Below are 21,753 nucleotides of genomic sequence, written 5' to 3'. Positions count from 1 at the left end.
GAGCCCGACATGAACGCTGTTCTCAAGCCTTCCCAAGACCACGCCATCGCCGACATCTCGCTTGCCGCCTGGGGCCGCAAGGAGATCCGCATCGCCGAGACCGAGATGCCCGGCCTGATGGCCATCCGCGAGGAATTCGCGAAGACGCAGCCGCTGAAGGGCGCGCGCGTCACCGGCTCGCTGCACATGACGATCCAGACCGCCGTGCTGGTCGAGACGCTGCAGGCACTCGGCGCCCAGGTGCGCTGGGCCTCGTGCAACATCTTCTCGACGCAGGACCACGCCGCCGCGGCGCTGGTCGAGAAGGGCACCCCCGTCTTCGCCTACAAGGGCGAGAACTTGGTCGACTACTGGGACTACACCCACCGCATCTTCGACTTCGGCCCGAAGGGCAGCGAAGGCGAAGGCCCGAACATGATCCTCGACGACGGCGGCGACGCCACGCTGCTGATGCACCTGGGCCAGCGCGCCGAGAAGGACATCAGCGTGCTCGACAAGCCCGGCAGCGAGGAAGAGACCTGCCTGTTCGCGAGCATCAAGGCCAAGCTCGCGCAGGACCCGACCTGGTACACCCGCAAGAGCGCGCAGATCCAGGGCGTGACCGAAGAGACCACCACCGGCGTGCACCGCCTGAAGGAAATGAGCGCGAAGGGCACGCTGCTGTTCCGCGCGATCAACGTGAACGACTCGGTCACGAAGAGCAAGTTCGACAACCTGTACGGCTGCCGCGAATCGCTGGTCGACGGCATCAAGCGCGCCACCGACGTGATGATCGCCGGCAAGGTGGCCTGCGTGGCCGGCTATGGCGACGTGGGCAAGGGCTCGGCCCAGGCGCTGCGTGCGCTGAGCGCCCAGGTGTGGGTGACCGAGATCGACCCGATCAACGCGCTGCAGGCCGCGATGGAAGGCTACAAGGTCGTGACGATGGAGTACGCCGCCGACAAGGCCGACATCTTCGTGACGACCACCGGCAACAAGGGCGTGATCCGCCATGAGCACATGGCCGCGATGAAGGACCAGGCGATCGTCTGCAACATCGGCCACTTCGACAACGAGATCGACATCGCGGCGATCGAGAAGTACGAGTGGGAAGAGATCAAGCCGCAGGTCGACCACGTGATCTTCCCGGATGGAAAACGCATCATCCTGCTGGCCAAGGGCCGCCTCGTGAACCTCGGCTGCGGCACCGGCCACCCGAGCTTCGTGATGAGCTCGAGCTTCGCCAACCAGACGATCGCGCAGATCGAGCTGTTCACGCGGCCCGAGAAGTACGAAGTCGGCCAGGTCTACGTGCTGCCCAAGCACCTCGACGAGAAGGTCGCCCGCCTGCACCTGAAGAAGGTCGGCGCGATGCTGACCGAGCTGACGGACGAGCAGGCCGCGTACATCGGCGTGCCCAAGCAAGGCCCGTACAAGCCCGACACCTACCGCTACTGATCCGACCCATGCGCATCGACCAGCTGCTCGTCTCCGCGGGGCTGGCGCCCACCCGATCGGCCGCCCAACGGCTGATCGAGCGAGGCGCCGTCCGCTGGCTCGGCCCCAAGGGCTGGGCTGTTCCCAAGAAGGCCGGCGAGGACGTGCCGGAAGGCTGCGAGCTCGAGATCACCGACGACGCGGAGCTGCGCTTCGTGTCGCGTGGCGGGCTCAAGCTGGAAGGTGCGCTCAAGCATTGCAAGATCGACGTGACCGGCCTCGATTGCCTGGATGCGGGCCAGAGCACCGGTGGCTTCACCGATGCCCTGCTGCAGGCCGGTGCAGCCCGCGTGGCCGGCATCGACGTCGGCCACGGGCAGTTGCACCCGAAGCTGCAGGCCGATGCGCGGGTGCAGTGCTTCGAAGGCGTCAATGCGCGCGACGTGACCGGCTCGGCCTTCGAGGCCGCGTCGACGCCGCACGGCTTCGGCTTCGTCACCGGTGACCTGTCGTTCATCACGTCGACGCACGTGCTGCCCACGCTGGCGCACTACCTGGCGCCCACGGGGCACCTGCTGCTGCTGATCAAGCCGCAGTTCGAGCTGCAGCCGGCGCAGATCGGCAAGGGTGGCATCGTCAAGGACGAACGGCATTTCGCCGAGGTCGAGACGCGCATCCGCAAGGCCTGCAGGGAGCAGTTCCTCCAGGTGCGCGCCTATTTCCAGAGCCCGATCAAGGGCAGCAACGGCAACACCGAGTTCTTCGTGTGGGCCGTGCCGTCCGAGGATGTTGCATGAACCGAGTTCCCGTCAGTCTGGAGTTCTTTCCGCCGAAGACGCCCGAGGGCGTCACCAAGCTCGCGGCCGTGCGCCAGCAGCTGTATGCGTTGAAGCCGAGCTTCTGCTCCGTCACGTATGGCGCCGGCGGCTCGACGCAGGACGGCACGCTGGCGGCCGTGCAGGCGATCCTGGCCGAGGGCGTCGAGGCGGCCTCGCACTTCACCTGCGTCGGCGCCGACCGCGCGTCGGTGCAGGCCAAGCTGGCGCAGTTCCAGGCCGCGGGCATCCGCCGGCTGGTGGCGCTGCGCGGCGACCTGCCGAGCGGCTACGGCGGCTTCGGCGAGTTCCGCTACGCGAGCGAGCTGATCGCGTTCATCCGCGAGGCGACCGGCCGCCAGTTCCACATCGAGGTGGCGGCGTATCCCGAGATGCATCCGCAGGCGAGGTCGCCGCAGGCCGACCTGCAGGCCTACGTCGAGAAGGTGAAGGCGGGCGCCGATGCGGCGATCACGCAGTTCTTCTTCAACGCCGATGCCTACGAGCGCTTCGTCGACGATGCGCGCAAGCTGGGGGCCGACATCCCGGTGGTGCCGGGCATCATGCCGATCACCAACGCGAGCGGCATCATCCGCTTCGCCGATTCGTCGGGGGCCGAGATCCCGCGCTGGATCCGGCTGCGGCTGCAGAGCTTCGGCGACGACACCGCGTCGATCAAGGCCTTCGGGCTGGATGTGGTGACCGAGCTGTGCGAGCGGCTGCTGAGCCTGGGCGCGCCGGGGCTGCACATCTACACGATGAACGCGGCGACGGCGCCCTTGGAGATCTGCCGGCGGCTCAACCTGGCCTGATCAGGCCTCGCGCTGCCACATCACGCCTTCTTCGGTGATGACGGCGTCGAGCGGGTGTTCGTCGGCCCGCGGACGCAGCATCGGCAGGAAGCCGTGCGCATAGCACAGCCCCACCGTGACCGGCCGCGGGTTCAGCGCGGCGATCGAGCGCTCGTAGAACCCGCCGCCATAGCCGAGCCGCGCGCCCTCGGTGCCATAGCCGACGCAGGGCAGCAGCAGCAACTGCGGCTGGAACTGCTCGGTGCCCTTGGGCTTGGGGATGTCATGCGCAYCCAGCTCGGTCGGGCAGCCGGGGTACCACACGTGAAAACGCAGCGTGCCATCCTTGCGGTCCATCACCGGCAGGCCGATGCGGCGTGCCGGGTCGGCCTCGCTCCAGCGGAACAGCGCCGGCAGCGGATCGAACTCGCCCTTGATCGGCCAGTAGCCGCCGATCAGCGTCTCGCGCCGGCTCACCAGCCAGATGCGCAGCATGCTCTGCAGCTGCACCGCACGCTCCAGCCGGTCGGGCAGGGCCTGCCGGTCGGCGATCAGCTTCGTGCGCAGTACCCCGAGGGTGGTGGAGGACGTGTCGGAGGTGGCCATGGCGGGCATTGTGACGCAGGGCCCCGTACCATCGAGCCCATGGCCACGATCAGCTCGCCCAAGGATGAATTCGCCCGCTACTGCGTCGAGCTGCTCGGCTCGCTCGGCCCGACACGCTCGCGGCGCATGTTCGGTGGGCACGGCTTCTATGTCGACGACGTGTTCGTCGCGCTGATCTTCCAGGAGCGCCTGTACCTGAAGGCCGACGACGCGACCCGGGCGCGCTTCGAGCAGTCCGGCTGCCAGCCCTTCGTCTACGAGGGTGGCGATGGCAAGTCGGTGTCGATGAGCTACTACACCGCGCCCGACGAGGCGATGGAATCGCCCGCGCTGATGCGCCCGTGGGCGCGGCTCGCGATGGAGGCGGGCCTGCGCGCTGCCGCGGCCAAGGCCCGCAAGACCGTCAAGCCGCGTGCGGCAGCGGCGAAGAAGAAGACCCCAGCCGCGAAGCGAGCTGCTCGCTGAGCCGCTGCGCCAGCGACTTGCCGCGCCGGCAGGCTTCCGGCGGCACCAGCAGCTGGAACTGCGCGCTCGGCCAGGCCTCGAGCACCGCCTGGGCGCCGGACGGCAGCGCGATGCTGTCGCCGCTCTCCAGCCACACATCCTGGGCCGGTTCGTCGGCCGTGCCGGGCACCGTCAGCCACAGCCGGCCTTCGGTCACGCGCAGCCAGCGGGACCCCGGTCCGATCTCCAGCGGGCGCGCCTCGCCGGGTGCCACGGTCCAGCTCGCGGCTTGGGATTGTTGAAAATTGCTCATCATCATCGGGGTTGCCATGTCGCTCTCCTTGCAGGGCATGGAGTGAACTTTAGGGGGCTGCAGGCCGGTGGTCCAATGACTTGTGCGCCTCGCATTGATACCATTCACGCATGAATCAACCGCGTCATCGGCCGCTCTCGGTCGGCCCGATCCGGGCCTTCGAAGCGGTGGCCCGGCACCTCAGCTTCAGCGCCGCCGCCGAAGAACTGCACCTGACCCAGTCGGCCGTCAGCCGGCAGATCAAGGGCCTGGAGGACGAGCTCGGCGCGCCGCTCTTCAACCGCGGCACCCGCTCGGTCGAGCTGACCGGCGACGGCCAGGTGCTGCTGCGCGCGGTCGCGCCCTCGCTCGACCGGCTCGACACCGCGGTGCGCCAGATCCGCACCTCGCGCGGCCGGCGCCGCGTCACGGTCAACACCTTCGCGTCGTTCGTGTCGCTGTGGCTGCTGCCGCGGCTCGAGGCCTTCCAGCGCGCGAACCCCGACATCGACATCCGCGTCTCCGCCACCGACATGGTGGTCGACCTCGACGATCCCGAGATCGACATCGTGCTGCGCTATGGCGGCGACCACCTGGTGCCGGCCGGCACGCCGCGGCTGTTCGGCGAGACGCTGACGCCGGCCATCAGCCCGTGGCTGGCCGAGCAGATCGCGCGCGGCCAGGCGCCGCCGCTGTCGACGCCGGCCGACCTGGCCGGCCACACGCTGGCCGAGGAGGACGACAACCGCCCGACCGCCGAGTTCCTGAGCTGGCGGCGCTGGCTCACGCTGCATGGCCAGCCCGGGCTGCAGCCGCGCCGGTGGATGTACCTCAACTTCACCTACCAGCAGGTGCAGACGGCGCTGGCCGGGCAGGCGATCGCGCTGGCCCGCATGGCGCTGGTGGCCGACTCGCTCGAGCGCGGTGACCTGGTCGAGCCGTTCGGGCCGGCCGGGCGCATCGACGCGCCGCATGCCTACTGGATGGTGGTGTCGCCGCAGTCGGTGCTGCGGCCCGAGGTGCAGCGCTTTCGCGACTGGCTGATCGAGCAGGGCGAACGCACCCATGCGACGCTCACGAAGGCCACGCTCACCGCGCAGTCGGCCCGCAGCGTGCAGCACCTCGCGCCGGCGGCGCCCGAGCCGGTCAGCCCTGCGCCACCCCGTTCTCGGTCACGATGAGCGCGAGCGGCAGGTCGTGGGCCTGCGGCGCGAGTTCGGCCTCGCCGAGGCGGCCGGCCTCCCACGCGACGCCGACGGCCGTGACGTGCGGGTGCAGCGCGAGCCAGCGGTCGAAGAAGCCGCCGCCGTAGCCGAGCCGCCAGCCGCTGCCGGTGAAGCCGACGCAGGGCACCAGCACCACGTCGGGCACCACCGCGGCACCGTTCGCCGCCGGGATGTTGCACTCGTCCTTCAGCGCCGGCGGGCTGCCGTCCCACAAGCGGTAGTGCATCTGCGGCGGCACGCGCTGCACGAATGGCAATGCGCGCGGCAAGGCGGCATGCGATCCGTCGCCATCCCACAGGCTTGCTGCGTTAAATTCGGACCGCAGTGGCCAATAGACCCCGAGGCACTCGGGTTCGAGTTGATCGAGAACATGCCCGAGGTGATGCGCGAGCGATGCCGCCGCAGCGGGGCCGGCGGGCGACGAGACAAACGCGGTGCGCGCGGCCAGCAGGCGCTGACGCAGGGGATGGCGGACGTCGGGGTCTGATGGCAAGGTCGGCACCATGAAGGACAGCGTGAACCACAAAGACGGATCATATGGCGCGGGAATGACGAGGACGGCGGCGCGGTGGCTGCTGAAGGGCCTGGCGATCGCCGTGCTCGCCAATGCGATGCCTGCCTGCGCGCAGAGCGGCAACGACGCGGTGCTCGAAGCCCGCGAGGCGCTGCGCAAGAAAGACCGGGCCCGGCTCGCCGCGCTGCGCGACAGCACGATCGCCGAGCGCAACCCGCTCGCGATGTGGGTCGACTACTGGGAGATCGGCCAGCGGCTGCAGTTCGTGCAGGCCGACGAGATCGCGGCCTTCTACCAGCGCTGGCGCGGCACCTACGTCGAAGACCGGCTGCGCAACGACTGGCTGCTCGAGCTGGGACGCCGCCGCGATTTCAAGACGCTGGCCGCCGATTTCCCGAGTTTCCGCATGAACGACGACCGCGAGGTCTCGTGCTACGCGCTGCTGGCCGACCACCTCGACGGCAAGGACGTGCGCGTCGCCGCCCGAAGTGCCTGGTTCGCGCAGCGCGAGGCCGACGACGGCTGCGCGCTGCTGGCCGCGACGCTGTACGACGCGAAGCAGCTCACCGAAGCCGATGCCTGGCGCAAGGCGCGCCTCGCGATCGACGGCAACAAGCCGCGTGCGGCGCGCCAGGCGGCGCTGATGGTCAACACCCGGGCCGCCAGTGACGTCGACGACCTGGCCGACAACCCGGCGCGCTACCTGACCCGTGCGCTCGGCGGGCGTCAGGCGAACCAGCTGAACACGCTGGCGCTGATGCGCCTGGCCTCCAACGACCCCGAGCTCGCCGCCAACCTGCTGAACGGCAAATGGGAGGCCGCGCTGCCGCCCGAGCTCGCAGCCTGGGCCTGGGCGGCGGTCGGCAAGCAGGCGGCGCTGAAGCTGCTGCCCGAGGCGTCCGGCTACTTCACCCGGGCTGCGCTGCTGTCGTCGAAGGCCGCGATCTCGATCGACTGGGCCGACGAGACGCTCGCCTGGAAGGCACGTGCCGCGCTGCGCGCCGGCGAGAACGCGCCGCGCTGGCAGCAGGTGGTGCAGGCGATCGATGCGATGAACCCGATCGAGCAGCGCGACGCGACCTGGGTCTACTGGAAGGCCCGTGCGCTGCGCGCGCTGGCCACGGAGTCGGCCGAGGGCGACAGGCTGCGCGCGCAGGCGACTGCGATGCTCGAGAGCATCGCGCCGCAGTTCGGCTTCTACGGCATGCTCGCGTCCGAAGACCTGGGCCGCGCGATCACGCTGCCGATCGCGCCGCAGCCGCTGACGCAGGACGAGCGCGACGCCGCCGCGCGCCAGCCCGGGCTGGCCCGTGCGCTGGCGCTGGTGGCCATCGGGCTGCGCAGCGAGGGCGTGCGCGAATGGAACTTCACGCTGCGCGGCATGGAGGAGCGCGAGCTGCTCGCCGCGGCGCAGCTCGCCTGCGACCGGCGCGTCTGGGACCGCTGCGTCAACACCAGCGACCGCACGCGCAGCGAGATCGACATCGCGCAGCGCTACCCGACGCCGTTCCGCGCCGAGGTGATGGCGGCCTCGAAATCGACCGCGGTCGACCCGGCGCTGATCTACGGCGTGATGCGCCAGGAATCGCGCTTCCAGCCCGACATCCGCTCCAGCGCGAACGCCTACGGGCTGATGCAGGTGATCCAGCCGACCGCGAAGAACGTCGCCAAGCGCATCGGCATGGCCTACGACCCGGCGCAGATCATGGACGTGCCGACCAACGTGCAGCTCGGCTCGAGCTACCTGCGGCTGCTGCTCGACGATTTCGGTGGCTCGCAGGTGCTGAGCGCGACCGCCTACAACGCCGGCCCGGGCCGGCCGCGGCGCTGGCGCGACGGGCCGAAGCTCGAGCCGGCGATCTGGATCGAGAACATCCCATTCAACGAGACGCGCGACTACGTGAAGAAGGTGATGTCCAACACCTTGCTGTACGCGACGCTGCTGAACGACCCGACGGCGCTGCAGACCGCCTCGCTGAAGGCGCGGCTGGGCAAGCCGGTCGGCCCGCGCGAAGTGACCGCGCCGCCGCCCGACGGCAGCCTGCCATGAACGGAAGCCGGCCGATGAACCTGCTGGTCATCGGTGGGTCCGGCTTCCTCGGCCGGGCGCTGTGCGCCGAGTTGATCCAGCGCAGCGGCGGCGGTGGCGGCCGGCTGACGGTGCCGAGCCGGCAGCCGCAGCGCGCGAAGGCGCTGGCGATGCTGCCGACCGTCGACCTGCTCGCGGCCGACGTGCACGACGATGTGCAACTCGCGCGCCTGGTTGCCGGGCGCGATGCGGTGGTCAACCTGGTTGGCATCCTGCACGGGGGCGAGGCGGATTTCCAGCGCGCGCATGTCGAGCTGCCGAACCGCATCGCACACGCCTGCCGCCTGGCCGGCGTGCGCAGGCTGGTGCACGTCAGTGCGCTCGGCGCGCAGGCCGGTGCGCCCAGCATGTACCTGCGCTCGAAGGCGGCCGGCGAGGCGGTGCTGCAGCAATCCGGGCTCGACGTCACGCTGCTGCGCCCGTCGGTGATGTTCGGCGAGGAAGACCGCTTCATGAACCTGTTCGCGCAGTTGCAGCGGGTGTTGCCGGTGCTGCCGCTGGGCGGTGCCGATGCGCGCTTCCAGCCGGTGTGGGTGCAGGATGTCGCGGCGGGCCTCGCGCAGGCGGTGGCGCGGGCGCTGGCGCGCGAGGCGCCCGGGGTGCGCTCGTACGACTGCGCCGGGCCGAAGGTCTACACGCTGGCGCAGCTGGTGCGGCTGGCCGGGCGCTGGTCGGGCCATCCGCGGCCGCTGATCGCGCTGCCCGACGGCCTCGCGCGGCTGCAGGCCGGGCTGATGGAATGGCTGCCGGGCACGCCGCTGATGTCGCGCGACAACCTCGATTCGATGAAGGTGCCGAACGTCGCCAACGAAGCGCTGCCGGGGCTCGATGCGCTCGGCGTGCGCCGCACCGGCCTGGAAGCGGTGGTGCCGGCGTACCTCGGTGGCGTCGCCGGGCCGGCGCGGCTCGAAGGCTGGCGTCGACAGGCCGGGCGCGGCTGAGCGCGGGCCGGCGGCCGCGGATGCGCGCTGCGCATCGATTCCATTCGCAAATCTCATCGGTCGTCGCGGCCGGCGCGGCGTGCGCCTCGCCTACGATGCAGGGCCCCTACCGACCGACTCGACACCCCGAGGCCCGCCATGCAGCTCTACATCGGCAACAAGAACTACTCGTCCTGGTCCATGCGCCCGTGGGTGCTGCTGAAGCAGGCCGGCATTCCGTTCGACGAGGTGATGGTCCGCTTCGATTCGTTCGAGCCCGATTCGAAGTTCAAGACCGAGCTGGCGCGCCACTCGCCGACCGGCCGCGTGCCGCTGCTGGTCGACGACGGCTTCGCGGTCTGGGACACGCTGGCGATCGCCGAGTATCTGGCCGAGCGCTTCCCCGCGAAGCAACTGTGGCCGGCCGATGCGAAGGCCCGCGCGCGGGCGCGCAGCGTGTGCGCCGAGATGCACTCCGGTTTCGGCGCGCTGCGCAACCATTTCCCGATGAACGTCGAGGCTGCGCTGCCCGAGGTCGGTGAACGGCTGCTGCGCGAGCAGCCGGCGGTGCGCGCCGACCTCGATCGCCTGGTGCAGATGTGGAGCGAGCTGCTGCAGCAGCACGGCGGGCCGCTGCTGTTCGGCGGCTTCACGATCGCCGATGCGTACTTCGCGCCGGTGGTGATGCGCCTGCTGACCTACCGGCCGCCGCTGCCGCCGCAGGTCGCGGCCTATGTCGAGCGCGTGCGCGCGCTGCCCGGCGTCGAGGCCTGGTGCCGCGATGCGCTGGCCGAACAGGACTTTCTTCCATTCGAGGAGCCGTATCGCACCCGGCGCTGAGACCGTCCGCAAGACGCGCCCGCCTACACTGCCGCGATGAAGAAGTGGATGGTCGGCGGCGCAGTCCGCGATGCATTGTTGGGGCGTCCGGTCAATGACCGCGACTGGGTGGTGGTCGGCGCATCGCCGGTCGAGCTGCTCGAGGCCGGCTACATGCCGGTCGGCAAGGACTTCCCGGTGTTCCTGCACCCGGAGACGAAGGAAGAGGTGGCGCTCGCGCGCACCGAGCGCAAGACCGCGCCGGGCTACCACGGCTTCACCTTCCATGCCGACCCGGGCGTCACGCTGGAAGAAGACCTGCAGCGCCGCGACCTGACGATCAACGCGATGGCGCAGGACGAAGACGGCCGCATCGTCGACCCCTGGGGCGGCCGGCGCGACCTGGCCGACAAGCTGCTGCGCCATGTGTCGCCGGCGTTCGCGGAAGACCCGGTGCGCATCCTGCGGATCGCGCGCTTCGCGGCGCGCTTCGATGATTTCAGCATCGCACCCGAGACCCAGGCGCTGATGCGCCACATGGTCGAGATCGGCGAGGTCGATGCGCTGGTGCCCGAGCGGGTCTGGCAGGAGCTGTCGCGCGGGCTGATGGAGGCGCGGCCGTCGCGCCTGTTCGAGGTGCTGCGCAGCTGCGGCGCGCTGGCGCGCCTGCTGCCCGAGGTCGACCGGCTGTGGGGCGTGCCGCAGCCGCCGGCCCACCACCCGGAGGTCGACACCGGCGTGCACCTGATGCTGGTGCTCGACATGGCGGCGCAACTCGACGCCTCGCTCGAGGTGCGCTTCGCGTGCCTGGGGCACGACCTCGGCAAGGGCACGACGCCGGTCGATGAACTGCCGCGCCACATCGCGCACGAGGCGCGCAGCGTGCAGCTGGTGCAGGAACTGGCGCAGCGGCTGAAGGTGCCCACCGACTGCCGCGAGCTGGCCGAGGCGGTGGCGCGCGAGCACGGCAACATCCACCGCAGCCTGCAACTGGATGGCTCGGCGGTGATGCGCCTGTTCGACCGCTGCGACGTGTGGCGGCGACCGGTGCGGTTTTCAGAATTGCTGCTCGCCTGCGAATGCGATGCGCGCGGGCGCACCGGCTTCGAGGAGCGGCCCTACCCGCAGCGGCCGCGCCTGCAGGGCGCGCTGGACGCGGCGCTGGCGGTGGACACGGCGAAGGTGTCGAGCGACGCCCTGGCGCGCGGCTGGAAGGGCACCGCGATCGGCGCGGCGATCCGCCATGCGCGCTACACCGCGGTGTCGGACTACCTGGCGGCTCAGCCTTCGACCGGCACTTGACGGTTGCGCAGGTGCAGCGTCATGCGCCTGCGCGCCCGATCGTCGAGCATCAGCAGCCAGCGCAGCGCGCGCCATTCGTGCGCGACGAACACCGGAACCGACAAGCGCAACACGCCGGGCAGGTTGTGCAGGCCTGCCGGGCAGCCTGTGCGGCGCATCGCCTCAGGTGGCGAAGTAGCGCGACTCGAGCGCCCGGGCGTTGGTCAGGTGCAGCCGCAGCTTCAGGCGGTCGAGCCAGCTGAGCGGGTGCATGCGGCCATCGGGCATCGCGAGCACCGGGCCGAGGATGGGTTCTTCCTCGATGCGGGATTCCTGATAGTCCTGCCGCGTCGTCGGCGATTTCAGAGCTTCAGCCATGCGGGCCTCCTTGTGCATCCGAGGGAAGGGATGCGAGGCCGTTGTAACCAGTTGTAGGAGGCGGCGCAAGTCTGGTTTGTCCGTGTCCCTGCCGCCGGCGCTGGCTTCAGATCAGCTTCGTGATGGCCAGCGCCACCAGGCTCAGCAGCACGCTGCTGGTGATCGGGATGAAGAACTCGCGGCCGAACAGCCGGAAGCGGAAGTCCCCGGGCAGCCGCCCCAGCCCGATCTTCAGCAGCCAGCGCTGCAGCCCGCTGAACAGCAGCAGCGCGATCAGGATCACCAGCAGCCAGCGCAAGCCCATGGTCGTCGGGTCCGGGTCAGAGGGTATGGCTGCGGTCGCCGTGCACGAAGCCCAGCGGGGCCTCGGTGAACGACGCATCGCAGCCGCGCGCCAGCGCGATCACCTTGAACAGCTCGCCCATCTCGTGCTCCAGCAACAGCTTCTGCGCATTCGCGCGGGTCTTCAGGTCGGCATCGGCCAGCCGGTCGACCAGTCCGCAGTTGATCAGGAAATGGGCCTGCGTGGTGTAACCCACCACCTCCAGCCCGGCATCCTGCGCGGCCAGCGCGATGCCGGTGAAATCGACGTGGGCGGTGATGTCCTTGCGGCCGACCTCGGCCAGCGGGTCGCCGTCGGCCCGGTGCCCCTGGTGGCACATCAGCGTGCCGCCGTGGCGCTGCGGCAGGTAGTACTCGGCCTCCGGAAAGCCGTAGTCGATGAAGAAGGCCGCGCCGCGCTGCAGCCGGTCGGCCAGCGTCGCGATGAAGGCGCGGGCCTGCGGGTGGATCTCGGTGACGGTGCCGGGCACGAACGGGGCCTCGAGGGGCGGCCGCAGGGCGGTCGGCCGGTCGCTCCATGCGAAGCCGTCGCCCTTTCCCTTTCCATCACCCGCCGCGACGACGCCGCGTTCAAGCCACTGCGTGCCGTCGAAGTGCAGCAGCTGCACCGGCATCGCGTCCAGCACCTCGTTGCCGACGATCACGCCGTGCATCGCGGCCGGCAGCTCCGACACCCAGCGTACCCGGTCGCCGAAGCGCGCCAGCCGCTGCTGCTGGCGCTGCCGCAGCGCGCCGGACAGGTCGACGATGGTGTAGCGCCCGGGCGCGAGGCCGTCGGCGGCCAGCGCGTCGAGCAGCTGCTCGGCCAGTGCACCGGAGCCGGCGCCGAACTCCCACACCTCGCGGCTGTCGCAGGCCCGCAGCGCCTGCGCGACCTGGCGCGCGAGCGCGCCGCCGAACAGCGGTGTCAGCTCCGGGGCGGTGACGAAATCGCTGCCGGACGACGGCAGCATGCCGAATTGCCGGTCGCCCGCGGCGTAGTAGCCGAGCCCGGGGGCGTACAACGCGAGTGCCATGAAGCGGTCGAAAGGCAGCCAGTCGCCGTTGCGGGCGATGGCCTGGCGGATCAGCGACGAAAGCGCCGCCGATACACTGCCGGCTGGTGGGGTTTGCATGCCCCGATTGTAGAAAGCCATGTCCGCACGTCCCGTCACCCTGGTCACCGGCGCGGCCCGCCGCCTGGGCCGGGCGATCGCGCTCGAGCTGGCCGCGCACGGCCACGACCTCGCGATCCACTGCCGCAGCTCGCGCGACGAGGCGCAGGTCACCGCCGACGAGGCCGCGCGGCTCGGCGCCCGCGCCGAGGTGTTCGCGGCCGACCTCGCCGACGAGGCCGCCTGCCGGGCGCTGGTGCCGGCCGTCTGCGAGCGCCTGGGCCGGCTCGATGCGGTCGTCAACAACGCGTCGACCTTCGCCTACGACAACGTCGACAGCTTCAGCTACGCCGCGATGGAGGCCCACTGGCGCGCCAACACCGGCCCGGCCGTGCTGCTCGCGCAGGCCTTGCATGCCCACTTGGCGGCCCGCGACGGCCGCGGCTGCGTCGTCAACCTGCTCGACCAGAAGCTGTGGAACCCGAATCCGGACTACCTGTCCTACACCCTGTCGAAGGCGGCGCTGCAGTCGGCGACCGTGCTGCTCGCGCAGGCGCTGGCGCCGCGGCTGCGGGTGTGCGGCGTCGCGCCCGGCGTCACCTTGCTGTCGGGCGCGATGACCGAGGCAGAATTCGCCCAGGCGCACGGCCTGACGCCGCTGCAGCGCTCATCGACACCGGGCGACGTGGCGCACGCGGTGCGCTTCCTGATCGAATCGCCGGCCGTCACCGGCAGCACGCTGCTGGTCGATGGCGGCCAGCACCTGCAGGGCCAGCCGCGCGACGTGATGTTCATTGCCAATCCCGGGAAGAAGACCTGACATGCATTCGCTCCTCAGCAACCCCAGCCTGATGGACTGCCGCCGGCTGTTCCTGCACGACTACGAGGTGCGGATCAACATCGGCGTGCACGAATTCGAGAAGAAGGGCGAGCAGCGGGTGCTGATCAACGTCGATCTCTACATCCCGCTCGCGATGTCGACGCCGAAGGCCGACAAGCTCGACGAGGTGGTCGACTACGACTTCATGCGCCGCACCATCGCGCACCGCGTGCAGCAGGGCCACATCCACCTGCAGGAAACGCTGTGCGACGACGTGCTGGCGCTGATGCTGGCGCACCCGCGCGTGCGCGCCGCGCGCGTGTCGACCGCGAAACCCGATGTGTACCCCGACTGTGAAGCCGTCGGCTGCGAAGTCTTCGGAATCAAATGACCCACCCCCGAAGCGCCTTCGGCGCCTCCCCCTCAAGGGGGCGCCGCCAGCGGCCCGGCAAAGCCGGTTCCGCGGCGTCCGCTGGGTTCGCGCATCACTTTGCGAGATTCGTCTCGCTTATCAAATGAGAGGTACGCCGATGAATTCGGTACTGGAACGCGAAGTGGCCGACAAGCAGGCCTTCGAGATCAACAAGCTCAGCAAGCGCCTGCACCGCCAGGTCGGCCAGGCGATCGCCGACTTCAACATGATCGAGAACGGCGACAAGGTGATGGTCTGCGTGTCCGGCGGCAAGGACAGCTATGCGCTGCTCGACATCCTGCTGAACCTGCAGCAGCGCGCGCCGATCCGCTTCACGCTGGTGGCGGTGAACCTCGACCAGAAGCAGCCGGGCTTTCCGGACCACGTGCTGCCGGAGTACCTGAAGTCGCGCGGCGTGCCGTTCCACATCGAGAGCCAGGACACCTACTCGATCGTCAAGCGCCTGATCCCCGAGGGCAAGACGATGTGCAGCCTGTGCTCGCGGCTGCGCCGCGGCATCCTGTACCGCGTGGCCGGCGAGCTCGGCGCGACCAAGGTGGCGCTCGGCCACCACCGCGACGACATGCTGCAGACGCTGTTCATGAACATGTTCTTCGGCAGCCGCATGAAGGGCATGCCGCCGAAGCTGGTCAGCGACGACGGCAAGAACATCGTGATCCGCCCGCTCGCCTACGTGGCCGAGCCCGACCTGGAGCGCTGGGCCGCGCACCGGCAGTTCCCGATCATCCCGTGCACGCTGTGCGGCAGCCAGGAGAACCTGCAGCGCGTGCAGACCAGGCAGATGCTGCGCGACTGGGACAAGCGCTTTCCCGGCCGCATCGAGAACATGTTCACCGCGATGGGCAACATCGTGCCGTCGCACATGATGGACCGGAACCTCTACCCGTTCACGACGCTCAAAACCACCGGGGTGCCCGATGCCGGCGGCGATCGGGCCTTCGACGACGACGAGAGCTGCGCCCCCGCCGAACCTGCCGCGGGCGCGGTGCCCATCAAGCTGCACGTTTGACCTGACGGAGGCCGACCATGTGGAAACCTGCCCTGACCACCACCCTGCTGGCCGGCGCGCTGCTGGGCCTCGCGGGCTGCGCCGCGATGAACGCGGTCGACAGCAACGTCTCCACTTACAGCCAGTGGCCGGCCGGGCGCAGCGCATCGACCTACGCGTTCGAGCGCCTGCCGTCGCAGCAGGCGCGGGCGATGGAGCAGGAGAAGCTGGAGTCGATGGCCCGGCACTCGCTGCAGGTGGCCGGCTTCAGCGAGGCGGGCGATGCGAAGGCGGCCGATTTCACGGTGCAGGTCGGCGCGCGCATCAACCGCTACGACGTCTCGCCGTACGACGACCCGTTCTGGTGGCATGGCGGCTTGTTCCGTTCGCGCTACGGCTACGGCGGCTACGGCCGGGGCCCGTTCTGGGGCCCGCCCGGCTACTTCGGCCCGCGCTACTACGACACGACCTACTACGACCGCGAGGTGGCGGTGCTGATCCGCGACCGGCAGTCCGGGCAGGTGGTGTACGAGGCGCGCGCGGCCAACGACGGCACGACGATGGGCGGCGATGCGCTGATTGCCGCGATGTTCGACGCGGCGCTGAAGGACTTTCCGCAGACCGGCATCAACCCCAGGCGGGTGACGATCCAGCTGCCGCCCTCGTAGCCCGGATGCCAATCCGGGATGTGTCGGACCAACCCCGGATTGGCATCCGGGCTACCGGCCGTTGTCCGCCGCCAGCGCGCGGAAATCGCCCGCCCAGCCCTTGAGCTTCTTTGCGGCGTACTGCCGCTGCTCCGCGCTTGTCGTGTTGTGCAGCTGCGCCCCGAACTCGCAGTTGTAGCGCGTCAGCTTCTCCTGGTAGCTGCGGAAGTTCTCGCGCGGCGAGTGCTGCACCCGCTCGGCGATCGCGCGCAGCGCGGCCTGCACCTGGGCCTGCGGCGGCCGCTCGGCCAGCAGCTTTCGCAGCGTCTGCAGCACGTCCTGCTGGCGCGCCTTGCGTTCGGCCAGCCACAGCTCCGGGTCGAACGGCGACGCCGCCATCGCCCGCTGCACCCGCTCGGTCTGCGCGTCGTCGAGGTCGCCGTACAGCATCTCGGCGCGCTCCATCGTGCGCTTCATCGTGGCCTTCACCCGGTCCCGCGGGTCGGGCTGCAGGTAGTCGTCGGCATAGTCCTCGTTGACCTTCGCGTAGCGCTTCTCGATGTGTTTCAGCTGCTCGGGCTTCAGCGACAGCGCCGTCTCGGCCAGCGCCGGCAGCGCCTGGTCGAGGCCGGTGAACATGCGCGATTCGACCTCGTCGGTCCAGCGGCACGCCTGGGCGGCCGTGACGGGTTGTTGCAGGTCGCCGGCCAGCTTGTCCAGCCATTGCGCATAGTCCGGCAGCTGGGTGCGGCGGTTCCAGCGGAACCACGACGTGATCGCATCGCGCACCCGCGGCGTCTGCTCGTCGTTGAAGTCGATGTACTTGTCCAGCCACCAATACCCCAGATCGGGGGCCTGGTTGTAGGCCAGGCGCATCGCGCCACACCCTGAAAGCAGGGTGGTCAACGCCAGCGCGACGCCGATAATCACCGACCTGAAAAAAGGACGTTGCATGGCTCTCGACATCGTGATCATGGCCGCGGGCAAAGGCACCCGCATGAAATCCGGCCTGCCCAAGGTCTTGCACAAGCTGGCCGGGCGAAGCCTATTGCAGCATGTTCTGGGTACCGCAGCATCGCTGGGGGCGACCCGCATCATCACGATCACCGGCCACGGCGCCGAACAGGTCGAGGCGGCGGTGCAGGCACCCGGATTGCTCTTCGTGCGGCAGATGCCGCAGCTGGGCACCGGCCACGCCGTGCAGCAGGCCGTGCCGCAGCTGCACGACGAGGGCACCACGCTGATCCTGAACGGCGACACGCCGCTGATCGAGGCGGCCACCGTGCGCGCGCTCGTCGATGCCTGCGGCGGCGAGCGCTTCGCGCTGCTGACGATCACGCTGGCCGATGCCACCGGCTATGGCCGCATCGTGCGCGATGGCGAGCAGGTGCGCGCGATCGTCGAGCACAAGGATGCGAGCCCGGCGCAGCGCGAGATCCGCGAGGTCAACACCGGCGTGATGGCGGTGCCGACGAAGCGGCTGAAGGGCTGGCTGGCCCGGCTGGACAACAAGAACGCCCAGGGCGAGTACTACCTGACCGACATCATCGCGATGGCGGTCGCCGACGGCGTGCCGGTCGTCACCGCGCAGCCGAAGAGCGAGACCGAGGTGCTGGGCGTCAACAGCCCGATGCAGCTGGCCGACCTGGAGCGCCGCTACCAGCGCGCCCGTGCCGAGGCGCTGATGGAGGCCGGCGTGCGGCTGGCCGATCCGGCGCGCTTCGACGTGCGCGGCAGCCTGAACTGCGGCAGCGATGTCGAGATCGACGTCAACTGCGTGTTCGAAGGCGAGGTCGAGTTGGGCGACGGCGTGCGCATCGGCGCGAACTGCGTGATTCGCAACGCACGCCTCTCGGCCAGCGCAGTGATCCATCCGTTCACGCACATCGACGGCGAGGCGCAGGGCGTCAGCGTCGGCCGCGGTGCGCTGGTCGGCCCGTTCGCGCGGCTGCGCCCCGGCGCGCAGCTGGGCGACGAGGTGCACATCGGCAACTTCGTCGAGGTGAAGAACTCGACGCTCGCGAAGGGCGCGAAGGCCAACCACCTGGCCTACCTGGGCGATGCGACGGTGGGTGAACGCGTGAACTACGGCGCCGGCAGCATCACCGCGAACTACGACGGCGCGAACAAGCACCGCACGGTGATCGGCGACGACGTGCACGTCGGCAGCAACTGCGTGCTGATCGCACCGGTCGTGATCGGTGCCGGCGCGACGATCGGCGGCGGCTCGACGATCTCGAAGGACGCCCCGGCCGGCCAGCTGACGGTGTCGCGCGCGAAGCAGGTGTCGCTCGAGGGCTGGACGCGGCCGGTCAAGAAGCGCTAGCGGGCCGCACGCGCCGTCCGCCAGGGAACCAATCGGCTCCCGGGGTCACACAGGTCCGTTGCAGCCAACCGCTCCGAAGGATCCCGTGAGCCCCCTGGAAAAGCAGATGAGCCTCGCGGCGTTCGTCGACGACCTGCTGACGCAGGTTCCCGAACTGTCCGTGTTGCACCGGCAGCACATCGAGGCGCACCAAGGCCTGGTGCCTGCGGTGTTCATGGCCGAGGTCAGCCGGCTCGTGATGGGTCTCATGACGGACCAGGTTGGTGCGGAGCCCCTCACCCGCCTGCTGGCCAGTATGGAGCAAGCGCTTCAATCGTGCGACGCCGGCGTCAGGGAATTGGTCGAAGCGTCATTCGTCGAGAGCCTGTCGGCCCGCACCGCCGCATCGGCCGAACGCTGGCTCGCCAACGACGACATCATCACGCGACCCTGAGTCGGTGAGTCCGACGCTCACACCAGCGCCGGCCGCGCCAGCGCGATCGCCCACGCCTCGAACGCCGCCGCCGGCAGCGGCGAGCTGACCAGCTCCCCCTGCAGCTCGTCGCAGCCGAGCCGCGTCAGGAAATCCTGCTGCGCGATCGTCTCGACGCCCTCGGCGATCACCGTGATGTCCAGGCTGCGCGCCAGCTGCACGATGGCGCGCGCGATCGCCGCCGAGTCGTGCTCGTCCGGCAGGTCCTTCACGAACGAGCGGTCGATCTTCATCTTGTCGATCGGCAGCTCCTTCAGGTGGYCGAGCGACGAGTAGCCGGTGCCGAAGTCGTCGACCGAGATCCGGATGCCCATCGCCTTCAGCTCGCCGAGCCGCGCCTTCACCTCGCCGAGGTCGTCCATCAGCATGCGCTCGGTCAGCTCGAGCTCGAGGAACTCGCCGGGCACGCCTTCCTCGCGCAGCATGTCGGCGATCATCTGGATGAAGCCCACCGTCTGGAACTGCACGCTCGACAGGTTCACCGCCACCGGCACGCTGCTGATGCCGGACTCGTGCCAGCGCCGCGCGCAGCGCAGCGCGTCGCGCAGCACCCACTGGCCGATCGGCAGCATCTGCCGCTGCTGCTCGGCCAGCGGAATGAAATGGTCGGGCATCAGCAGCCCGCGCTCCGGGTGGTTCCAGCGGATCAGCGCCTCGACGCCCACCAGCACGCCGTCGTGCGCACGCACCTGCGGCTGGAAATGCAGCATGAACTCGTCGCGCTCCAGCGCCTGCGTCAGCTGGCTTTCCATCACCAGCGCGGCATAGGCGGAGCGCGCCATCGCCGGCGTGAAGAACTGGTAGTTCGCACGGCCGCGCGCCTTCGCGAGGTACATCGCGGTGTCGGCATTCTTGATCAGCTCGTCGGCCGTCTGCCCGTCGTGCGGGAACATCGAGATGCCCACCGACGGCGTCACCGAGATCAGCCGCCCGTCGGCATTCACCGGCACCTCGATCGCCGCCAGCAGCTTCTGCGTCGCCTCCTCGACGTCGGCGCGCTGCAGCACGCCGGGCAGCAGCACGATGAACTCGTCGCCGCCGAAGCGCGCCACCAGGTCGGTCGAGCGCAGGCTCTGGATGATGCGCTGCGCAACCGTCTGCAGCAGCGTGTCGCCGATCAGGTGGCCCAGCGAGTCGTTGACGCGCTTGAAGTGGTCGAGGTCGATGAACAGCAGCGCGAGCTGCGAGTCGCTGGTGCGCGCACCGGTGATGCGGTGCTCCAGCGTCTCCATGAAGCTCATCCGGTTCGGCAGCTGCGTCAGCGCGTCGTGGTGCGCCAGGTGGTGGATGCGCTCCTGCGCCGCCTGCCGGTCGCGCAGGTCGCGCACCAGCGTCATGCGCATGCGCTCGCCGTTGCGCAGCATCGTGCGCACGGTGAATTCCACCGGCAGGCGGCGGCCGTCCTTGTGCAGCGCGACGCTCTCGTAGGTGATCTCGGCCGCGGCCGATTGCGTCGCGGCGGCGCGCGCGAGCTGGTCGGGCGCGATGAAATCCAGCGTCTGGCGGCCCTTCAGCTCCTCCAGCGTGTAGCCGATCAGCGCGAGCGCCGGCGGGTTGGCGTCGGTGATCACGCCATCCTTGTGGAACACGATGCCCTCGGCACTCGCCTGCATGAACTTCGCGAGGCGCTCTTCCGATTCGCGCACCGCCTGCTCGGCGAGGCGGTGCTTCGTGATGTCGGAGATCAGCACGAAGGTGGCGGTCGCATCGCCGTCGTTGACCACGTGCGGCACCAGGTTCACCTCGATCCAGCGGCGCTGGCCGTCGGTGCCGACCAGCTCGCGCTCGTACGACGCGCTGCGTCGCTCGCGCAGCACCTGGTCGACCTGCGGCTGGATGAGGCGCGCGGCCGGCTCGCCGATGATCTCGGCGACGGTGTGGCCGACGATCGACTGCTCGTCCCAGCCGAAGGTCTGCGCATACTGCTTGTTCGCGAACAGGCAGCGCAGCGTGCTGGCCTGGTAGTAGGCGATCAGCACCGGCACGTTGTCGGCCAGCAGCTGGAACTGGTCGGCCCGGGCGCGCGCCGACAACTCGGCGCGGTGGCTGTCGGTCACGTCGTGCAGCACGCACAGGTAGTGGCCGGGGCCCGGCAGCCAGCGTGCCTCGAGGTCGAGCCAGCAGGGGCCGCCGGCCGATTGCGGCGCGCACTGCATGCGCAGGTTCAGCGCGAAGTCCTCGCGGGCGATCAGCCGCGTGGCGAGCGTCGCGCGCGATTCGGCGCCGAGCAGCGCCTGCCACAGCAGCCCGGCGTCGGGCGCCGAGCCGGCGCCGCTGAACTCGAGAAACGCGCGGTTGCCCTGCAGCACCCGGCACTCGGGCGTCAGCCGCACCACCATGCACGGCAGGTCCTCGGTGTCGGGCCAGGCGGGCAGGGTGGCGTCCATCGGCGTCAGGCGTCCGCTGCCGGGTCCATCGGCTTCATCTGCTCCAGCGCCAGGCACAGGTCGTCCCAGGCGCGCGCCTTGTCCTCCGGGTTGCGCAGCAGGTAGGCCGGGTGGTAGGTGACGACCAGCGGCACGCCCTGGTACTGGTGCACCTTGCCGCGCAGCCGGCCGACCGGCTCGCTGCTGCGCAGCAGGCTCTGCACCGCGAAGCGGCCCATCGCGAGGATCATGCGCGGCTTCACGAGCTCGATCTGGCGGATCAGGAAGGGCTCGCACTGGGCCAGCTCGTCGGGCTCGGGGTTGCGGTTGCCGGGCGGGCGGCATTTGAGCGTGTTGGCGATGAAGACCTGGCGCGCCGGTTCGGCCTCGCCGCGCGTCAGGCCGAGCGCGCGCAGCATGCTGTCGAGCAGCTGGCCCGACTTGCCGACGAAGGGCTCGCCCTGCCGGTCCTCCTGCTCGCCGGGGGCTTCGCCGACGACCATCCAGTGGGCCTGCGGGTTGCCGACGCCGAACACCGTCTGCGTGCGGCCGCTGCACAGCTTGCAGGCGGTGCAGCYGGCGACGGCGTCGCGCAGCGCGGGCCAGTCCATCGTCGCGACACCGCTCGGGCGCGGCCCGCGCAGCGGGGCGGTGGCGGGCGACGGTGCGGCCGC

At 70.0% G+C, this 21,753-nt stretch carries 25 protein-coding genes; 15 read left to right on the top strand and 10 right to left on the bottom strand.

The window, feature by feature from the left end; genetic code table 11:
• Positions 1-9: 9 nt before the first annotated feature.
• From ahcY to metF, 3 genes are read left to right on the top strand one after another with little or no spacing between them, the layout of a single operon-like run.
• Positions 10-1,437, top strand: a complete 1,428-nt coding sequence (gene ahcY / locus AC1DXV_RS11470) for an adenosylhomocysteinase (protein WP_477933619.1) — start codon at positions 10-12, stop codon at positions 1,435-1,437.
• An 8-nt stretch (positions 1,438-1,445) separates the two neighbouring features.
• Complete coding sequence (locus tag AC1DXV_RS11465) at positions 1,446-2,213, top strand: TlyA family RNA methyltransferase (RefSeq protein ID WP_477868151.1); 768 nt, start codon at positions 1,446-1,448, stop codon at positions 2,211-2,213.
• Positions 2,210-3,043 (top strand): methylenetetrahydrofolate reductase [NAD(P)H], encoded by an 834-nt coding sequence (gene metF, locus AC1DXV_RS11460; RefSeq protein WP_477868149.1) that lies wholly within the window; start codon positions 2,210-2,212, stop codon positions 3,041-3,043. Before AC1DXV_RS11465 ends, metF begins: the two co-directional genes overlap by 4 nt.
• Here the strand turns inward: metF and AC1DXV_RS11455 are convergent, their stop codons facing one another.
• Complete coding sequence (locus AC1DXV_RS11455; protein ID WP_477933617.1) at positions 3,044-3,628, bottom strand: 5-formyltetrahydrofolate cyclo-ligase; 585 nt, start codon at positions 3,626-3,628, stop codon at positions 3,044-3,046.
• 39 nt (positions 3,629-3,667) lie between these two features.
• Here AC1DXV_RS11455 and AC1DXV_RS11450 point away from each other — a divergent pair, with 39 nt between their 5' ends.
• Positions 3,668-4,093 (top strand): TfoX/Sxy family protein, encoded by a 426-nt coding sequence (locus tag AC1DXV_RS11450; RefSeq protein WP_477868145.1) that lies wholly within the window; start codon positions 3,668-3,670, stop codon positions 4,091-4,093.
• On the opposite strand, the gene AC1DXV_RS11445 is transcribed toward AC1DXV_RS11450, so the two are convergent.
• Positions 4,032-4,403: a DUF2917 domain-containing protein gene (locus AC1DXV_RS11445; RefSeq protein WP_477933615.1), complete on the bottom strand. Its 372-nt coding sequence runs from the start codon at positions 4,401-4,403 to the stop codon at positions 4,032-4,034. The two genes, AC1DXV_RS11450 and AC1DXV_RS11445, sit on opposite strands and share 62 nt — an antisense overlap.
• Before the next feature lie 92 nt (positions 4,404-4,495).
• Between AC1DXV_RS11445 and AC1DXV_RS11440 the strand changes: the two genes are divergently transcribed.
• A complete protein-coding gene (locus tag AC1DXV_RS11440; protein WP_477868141.1) occupies positions 4,496-5,545 on the top strand; it encodes a LysR family transcriptional regulator in 1,050 nt (349 codons plus the stop codon).
• On the opposite strand, the gene AC1DXV_RS11435 is transcribed toward AC1DXV_RS11440, so the two are convergent.
• Positions 5,511-6,095 (bottom strand): 5-formyltetrahydrofolate cyclo-ligase, encoded by a 585-nt coding sequence (locus tag AC1DXV_RS11435; protein ID WP_477868139.1) that lies wholly within the window; start codon positions 6,093-6,095, stop codon positions 5,511-5,513. The genes AC1DXV_RS11440 and AC1DXV_RS11435 overlap by 35 nt on opposite strands.
• Before the next feature lie 43 nt (positions 6,096-6,138).
• Between AC1DXV_RS11435 and AC1DXV_RS11430 the strand changes: the two genes are divergently transcribed.
• From AC1DXV_RS11430 to AC1DXV_RS11415, 4 genes are all read left to right on the top strand, one after another.
• Entirely contained in the window at positions 6,139-8,154 is a 2,016-nt protein-coding gene (locus AC1DXV_RS11430) for a transglycosylase SLT domain-containing protein (RefSeq protein ID WP_477933613.1), read from the top strand.
• 14 nt (positions 8,155-8,168) lie between these two features.
• Positions 8,169-9,134, top strand: a complete 966-nt coding sequence (locus AC1DXV_RS11425) for a complex I NDUFA9 subunit family protein (RefSeq protein WP_477933611.1) — start codon at positions 8,169-8,171, stop codon at positions 9,132-9,134.
• A gap of 138 nt (positions 9,135-9,272) precedes the next feature.
• Positions 9,273-9,953, top strand: coding sequence for a glutathione S-transferase family protein (locus tag AC1DXV_RS11420; protein ID WP_477868467.1), 681 nt, complete (start codon positions 9,273-9,275; stop codon positions 9,951-9,953).
• A gap of 36 nt (positions 9,954-9,989) precedes the next feature.
• Positions 9,990-11,234, top strand: a complete 1,245-nt coding sequence (locus AC1DXV_RS11415) for a multifunctional CCA addition/repair protein (protein WP_477868465.1) — start codon at positions 9,990-9,992, stop codon at positions 11,232-11,234.
• On the opposite strand, the gene AC1DXV_RS11410 is transcribed toward AC1DXV_RS11415, so the two are convergent.
• From AC1DXV_RS11410 to AC1DXV_RS11395, 4 genes are all read right to left on the bottom strand, one after another.
• Positions 11,213-11,392, bottom strand: a complete 180-nt coding sequence (locus AC1DXV_RS11410; protein WP_477868463.1) for a hypothetical protein — start codon at positions 11,390-11,392, stop codon at positions 11,213-11,215. The two genes, AC1DXV_RS11415 and AC1DXV_RS11410, sit on opposite strands and share 22 nt — an antisense overlap.
• A gap of 4 nt (positions 11,393-11,396) precedes the next feature.
• Positions 11,397-11,591 carry a hypothetical protein gene (locus AC1DXV_RS11405; RefSeq protein ID WP_477868461.1) on the bottom strand — a complete coding sequence of 65 codons (195 nt, stop codon included), beginning with the start codon at positions 11,589-11,591 and terminating at the stop codon, positions 11,397-11,399.
• A gap of 106 nt (positions 11,592-11,697) precedes the next feature.
• The gene (locus tag AC1DXV_RS11400; RefSeq protein WP_047507774.1) at positions 11,698-11,895 is read right to left on the bottom strand and encodes a DUF2905 domain-containing protein; all 198 of its coding nucleotides are present in this window, start codon (positions 11,893-11,895) and stop codon (positions 11,698-11,700) included.
• A 16-nt stretch (positions 11,896-11,911) separates the two neighbouring features.
• Positions 11,912-13,048 (bottom strand): class I SAM-dependent methyltransferase, encoded by a 1,137-nt coding sequence (locus AC1DXV_RS11395; RefSeq protein ID WP_477868459.1) that lies wholly within the window; start codon positions 13,046-13,048, stop codon positions 11,912-11,914.
• 19 nt (positions 13,049-13,067) lie between these two features.
• Between AC1DXV_RS11395 and AC1DXV_RS11390 the strand changes: the two genes are divergently transcribed.
• From AC1DXV_RS11390 to AC1DXV_RS11375, 4 genes are all read left to right on the top strand, one after another.
• Complete coding sequence (locus tag AC1DXV_RS11390; RefSeq protein ID WP_477868456.1) at positions 13,068-13,847, top strand: SDR family oxidoreductase; 780 nt, start codon at positions 13,068-13,070, stop codon at positions 13,845-13,847.
• Position 13,848: 1 nt separating this feature from the next.
• Positions 13,849-14,238 (top strand): dihydroneopterin aldolase, encoded by a 390-nt coding sequence (locus AC1DXV_RS11385; protein ID WP_477868454.1) that lies wholly within the window; start codon positions 13,849-13,851, stop codon positions 14,236-14,238.
• Positions 14,239-14,377: 139 nt separating this feature from the next.
• Positions 14,378-15,289: a tRNA 2-thiocytidine(32) synthetase TtcA gene (gene ttcA / locus AC1DXV_RS11380; RefSeq protein WP_477867378.1), complete on the top strand. Its 912-nt coding sequence runs from the start codon at positions 14,378-14,380 to the stop codon at positions 15,287-15,289.
• 17 nt (positions 15,290-15,306) lie between these two features.
• Complete coding sequence (locus AC1DXV_RS11375; RefSeq protein ID WP_477867376.1) at positions 15,307-15,936, top strand: DUF4136 domain-containing protein; 630 nt, start codon at positions 15,307-15,309, stop codon at positions 15,934-15,936.
• 51 nt (positions 15,937-15,987) lie between these two features.
• Here AC1DXV_RS11375 and AC1DXV_RS11370 read toward each other — a convergent pair whose 3' ends face one another.
• Positions 15,988-16,869: a DUF6279 family lipoprotein gene (locus AC1DXV_RS11370; protein WP_477933609.1), complete on the bottom strand. Its 882-nt coding sequence runs from the start codon at positions 16,867-16,869 to the stop codon at positions 15,988-15,990.
• On the opposite strand from AC1DXV_RS11370, the gene glmU reads away from it, so the two are divergent.
• Together glmU and AC1DXV_RS11360 are read left to right on the top strand one after the other, a co-directional pair.
• Positions 16,868-18,241, top strand: coding sequence for a bifunctional UDP-N-acetylglucosamine diphosphorylase/glucosamine-1-phosphate N-acetyltransferase GlmU (glmU, locus tag AC1DXV_RS11365; protein WP_477867372.1), 1,374 nt, complete (start codon positions 16,868-16,870; stop codon positions 18,239-18,241). The genes AC1DXV_RS11370 and glmU overlap by 2 nt on opposite strands.
• 85 nt (positions 18,242-18,326) lie before the next feature.
• Positions 18,327-18,674 (top strand): DUF7674 family protein, encoded by a 348-nt coding sequence (locus tag AC1DXV_RS11360; RefSeq protein WP_477867370.1) that lies wholly within the window; start codon positions 18,327-18,329, stop codon positions 18,672-18,674.
• 17 nt (positions 18,675-18,691) lie between these two features.
• Here the strand turns inward: AC1DXV_RS11360 and AC1DXV_RS11355 are convergent, their stop codons facing one another.
• Together AC1DXV_RS11355 and AC1DXV_RS11350 are read right to left on the bottom strand one after the other, a co-directional pair.
• A complete protein-coding gene (locus AC1DXV_RS11355) occupies positions 18,692-21,100 on the bottom strand; it encodes a putative bifunctional diguanylate cyclase/phosphodiesterase (RefSeq protein ID WP_477933607.1) in 2,409 nt (802 codons plus the stop codon).
• Positions 21,101-21,105: 5 nt separating this feature from the next.
• A partial coding sequence (locus AC1DXV_RS11350; protein WP_477933605.1) for a uracil-DNA glycosylase occupies positions 21,106-21,753 on the bottom strand: 648 nt, incomplete at its 5' end.

This window comes from Rhizobacter sp. P3_C12, from assembly GCF_056402735.1.
This window is presented reverse-complemented; position numbering and strand designations above follow the sequence as displayed.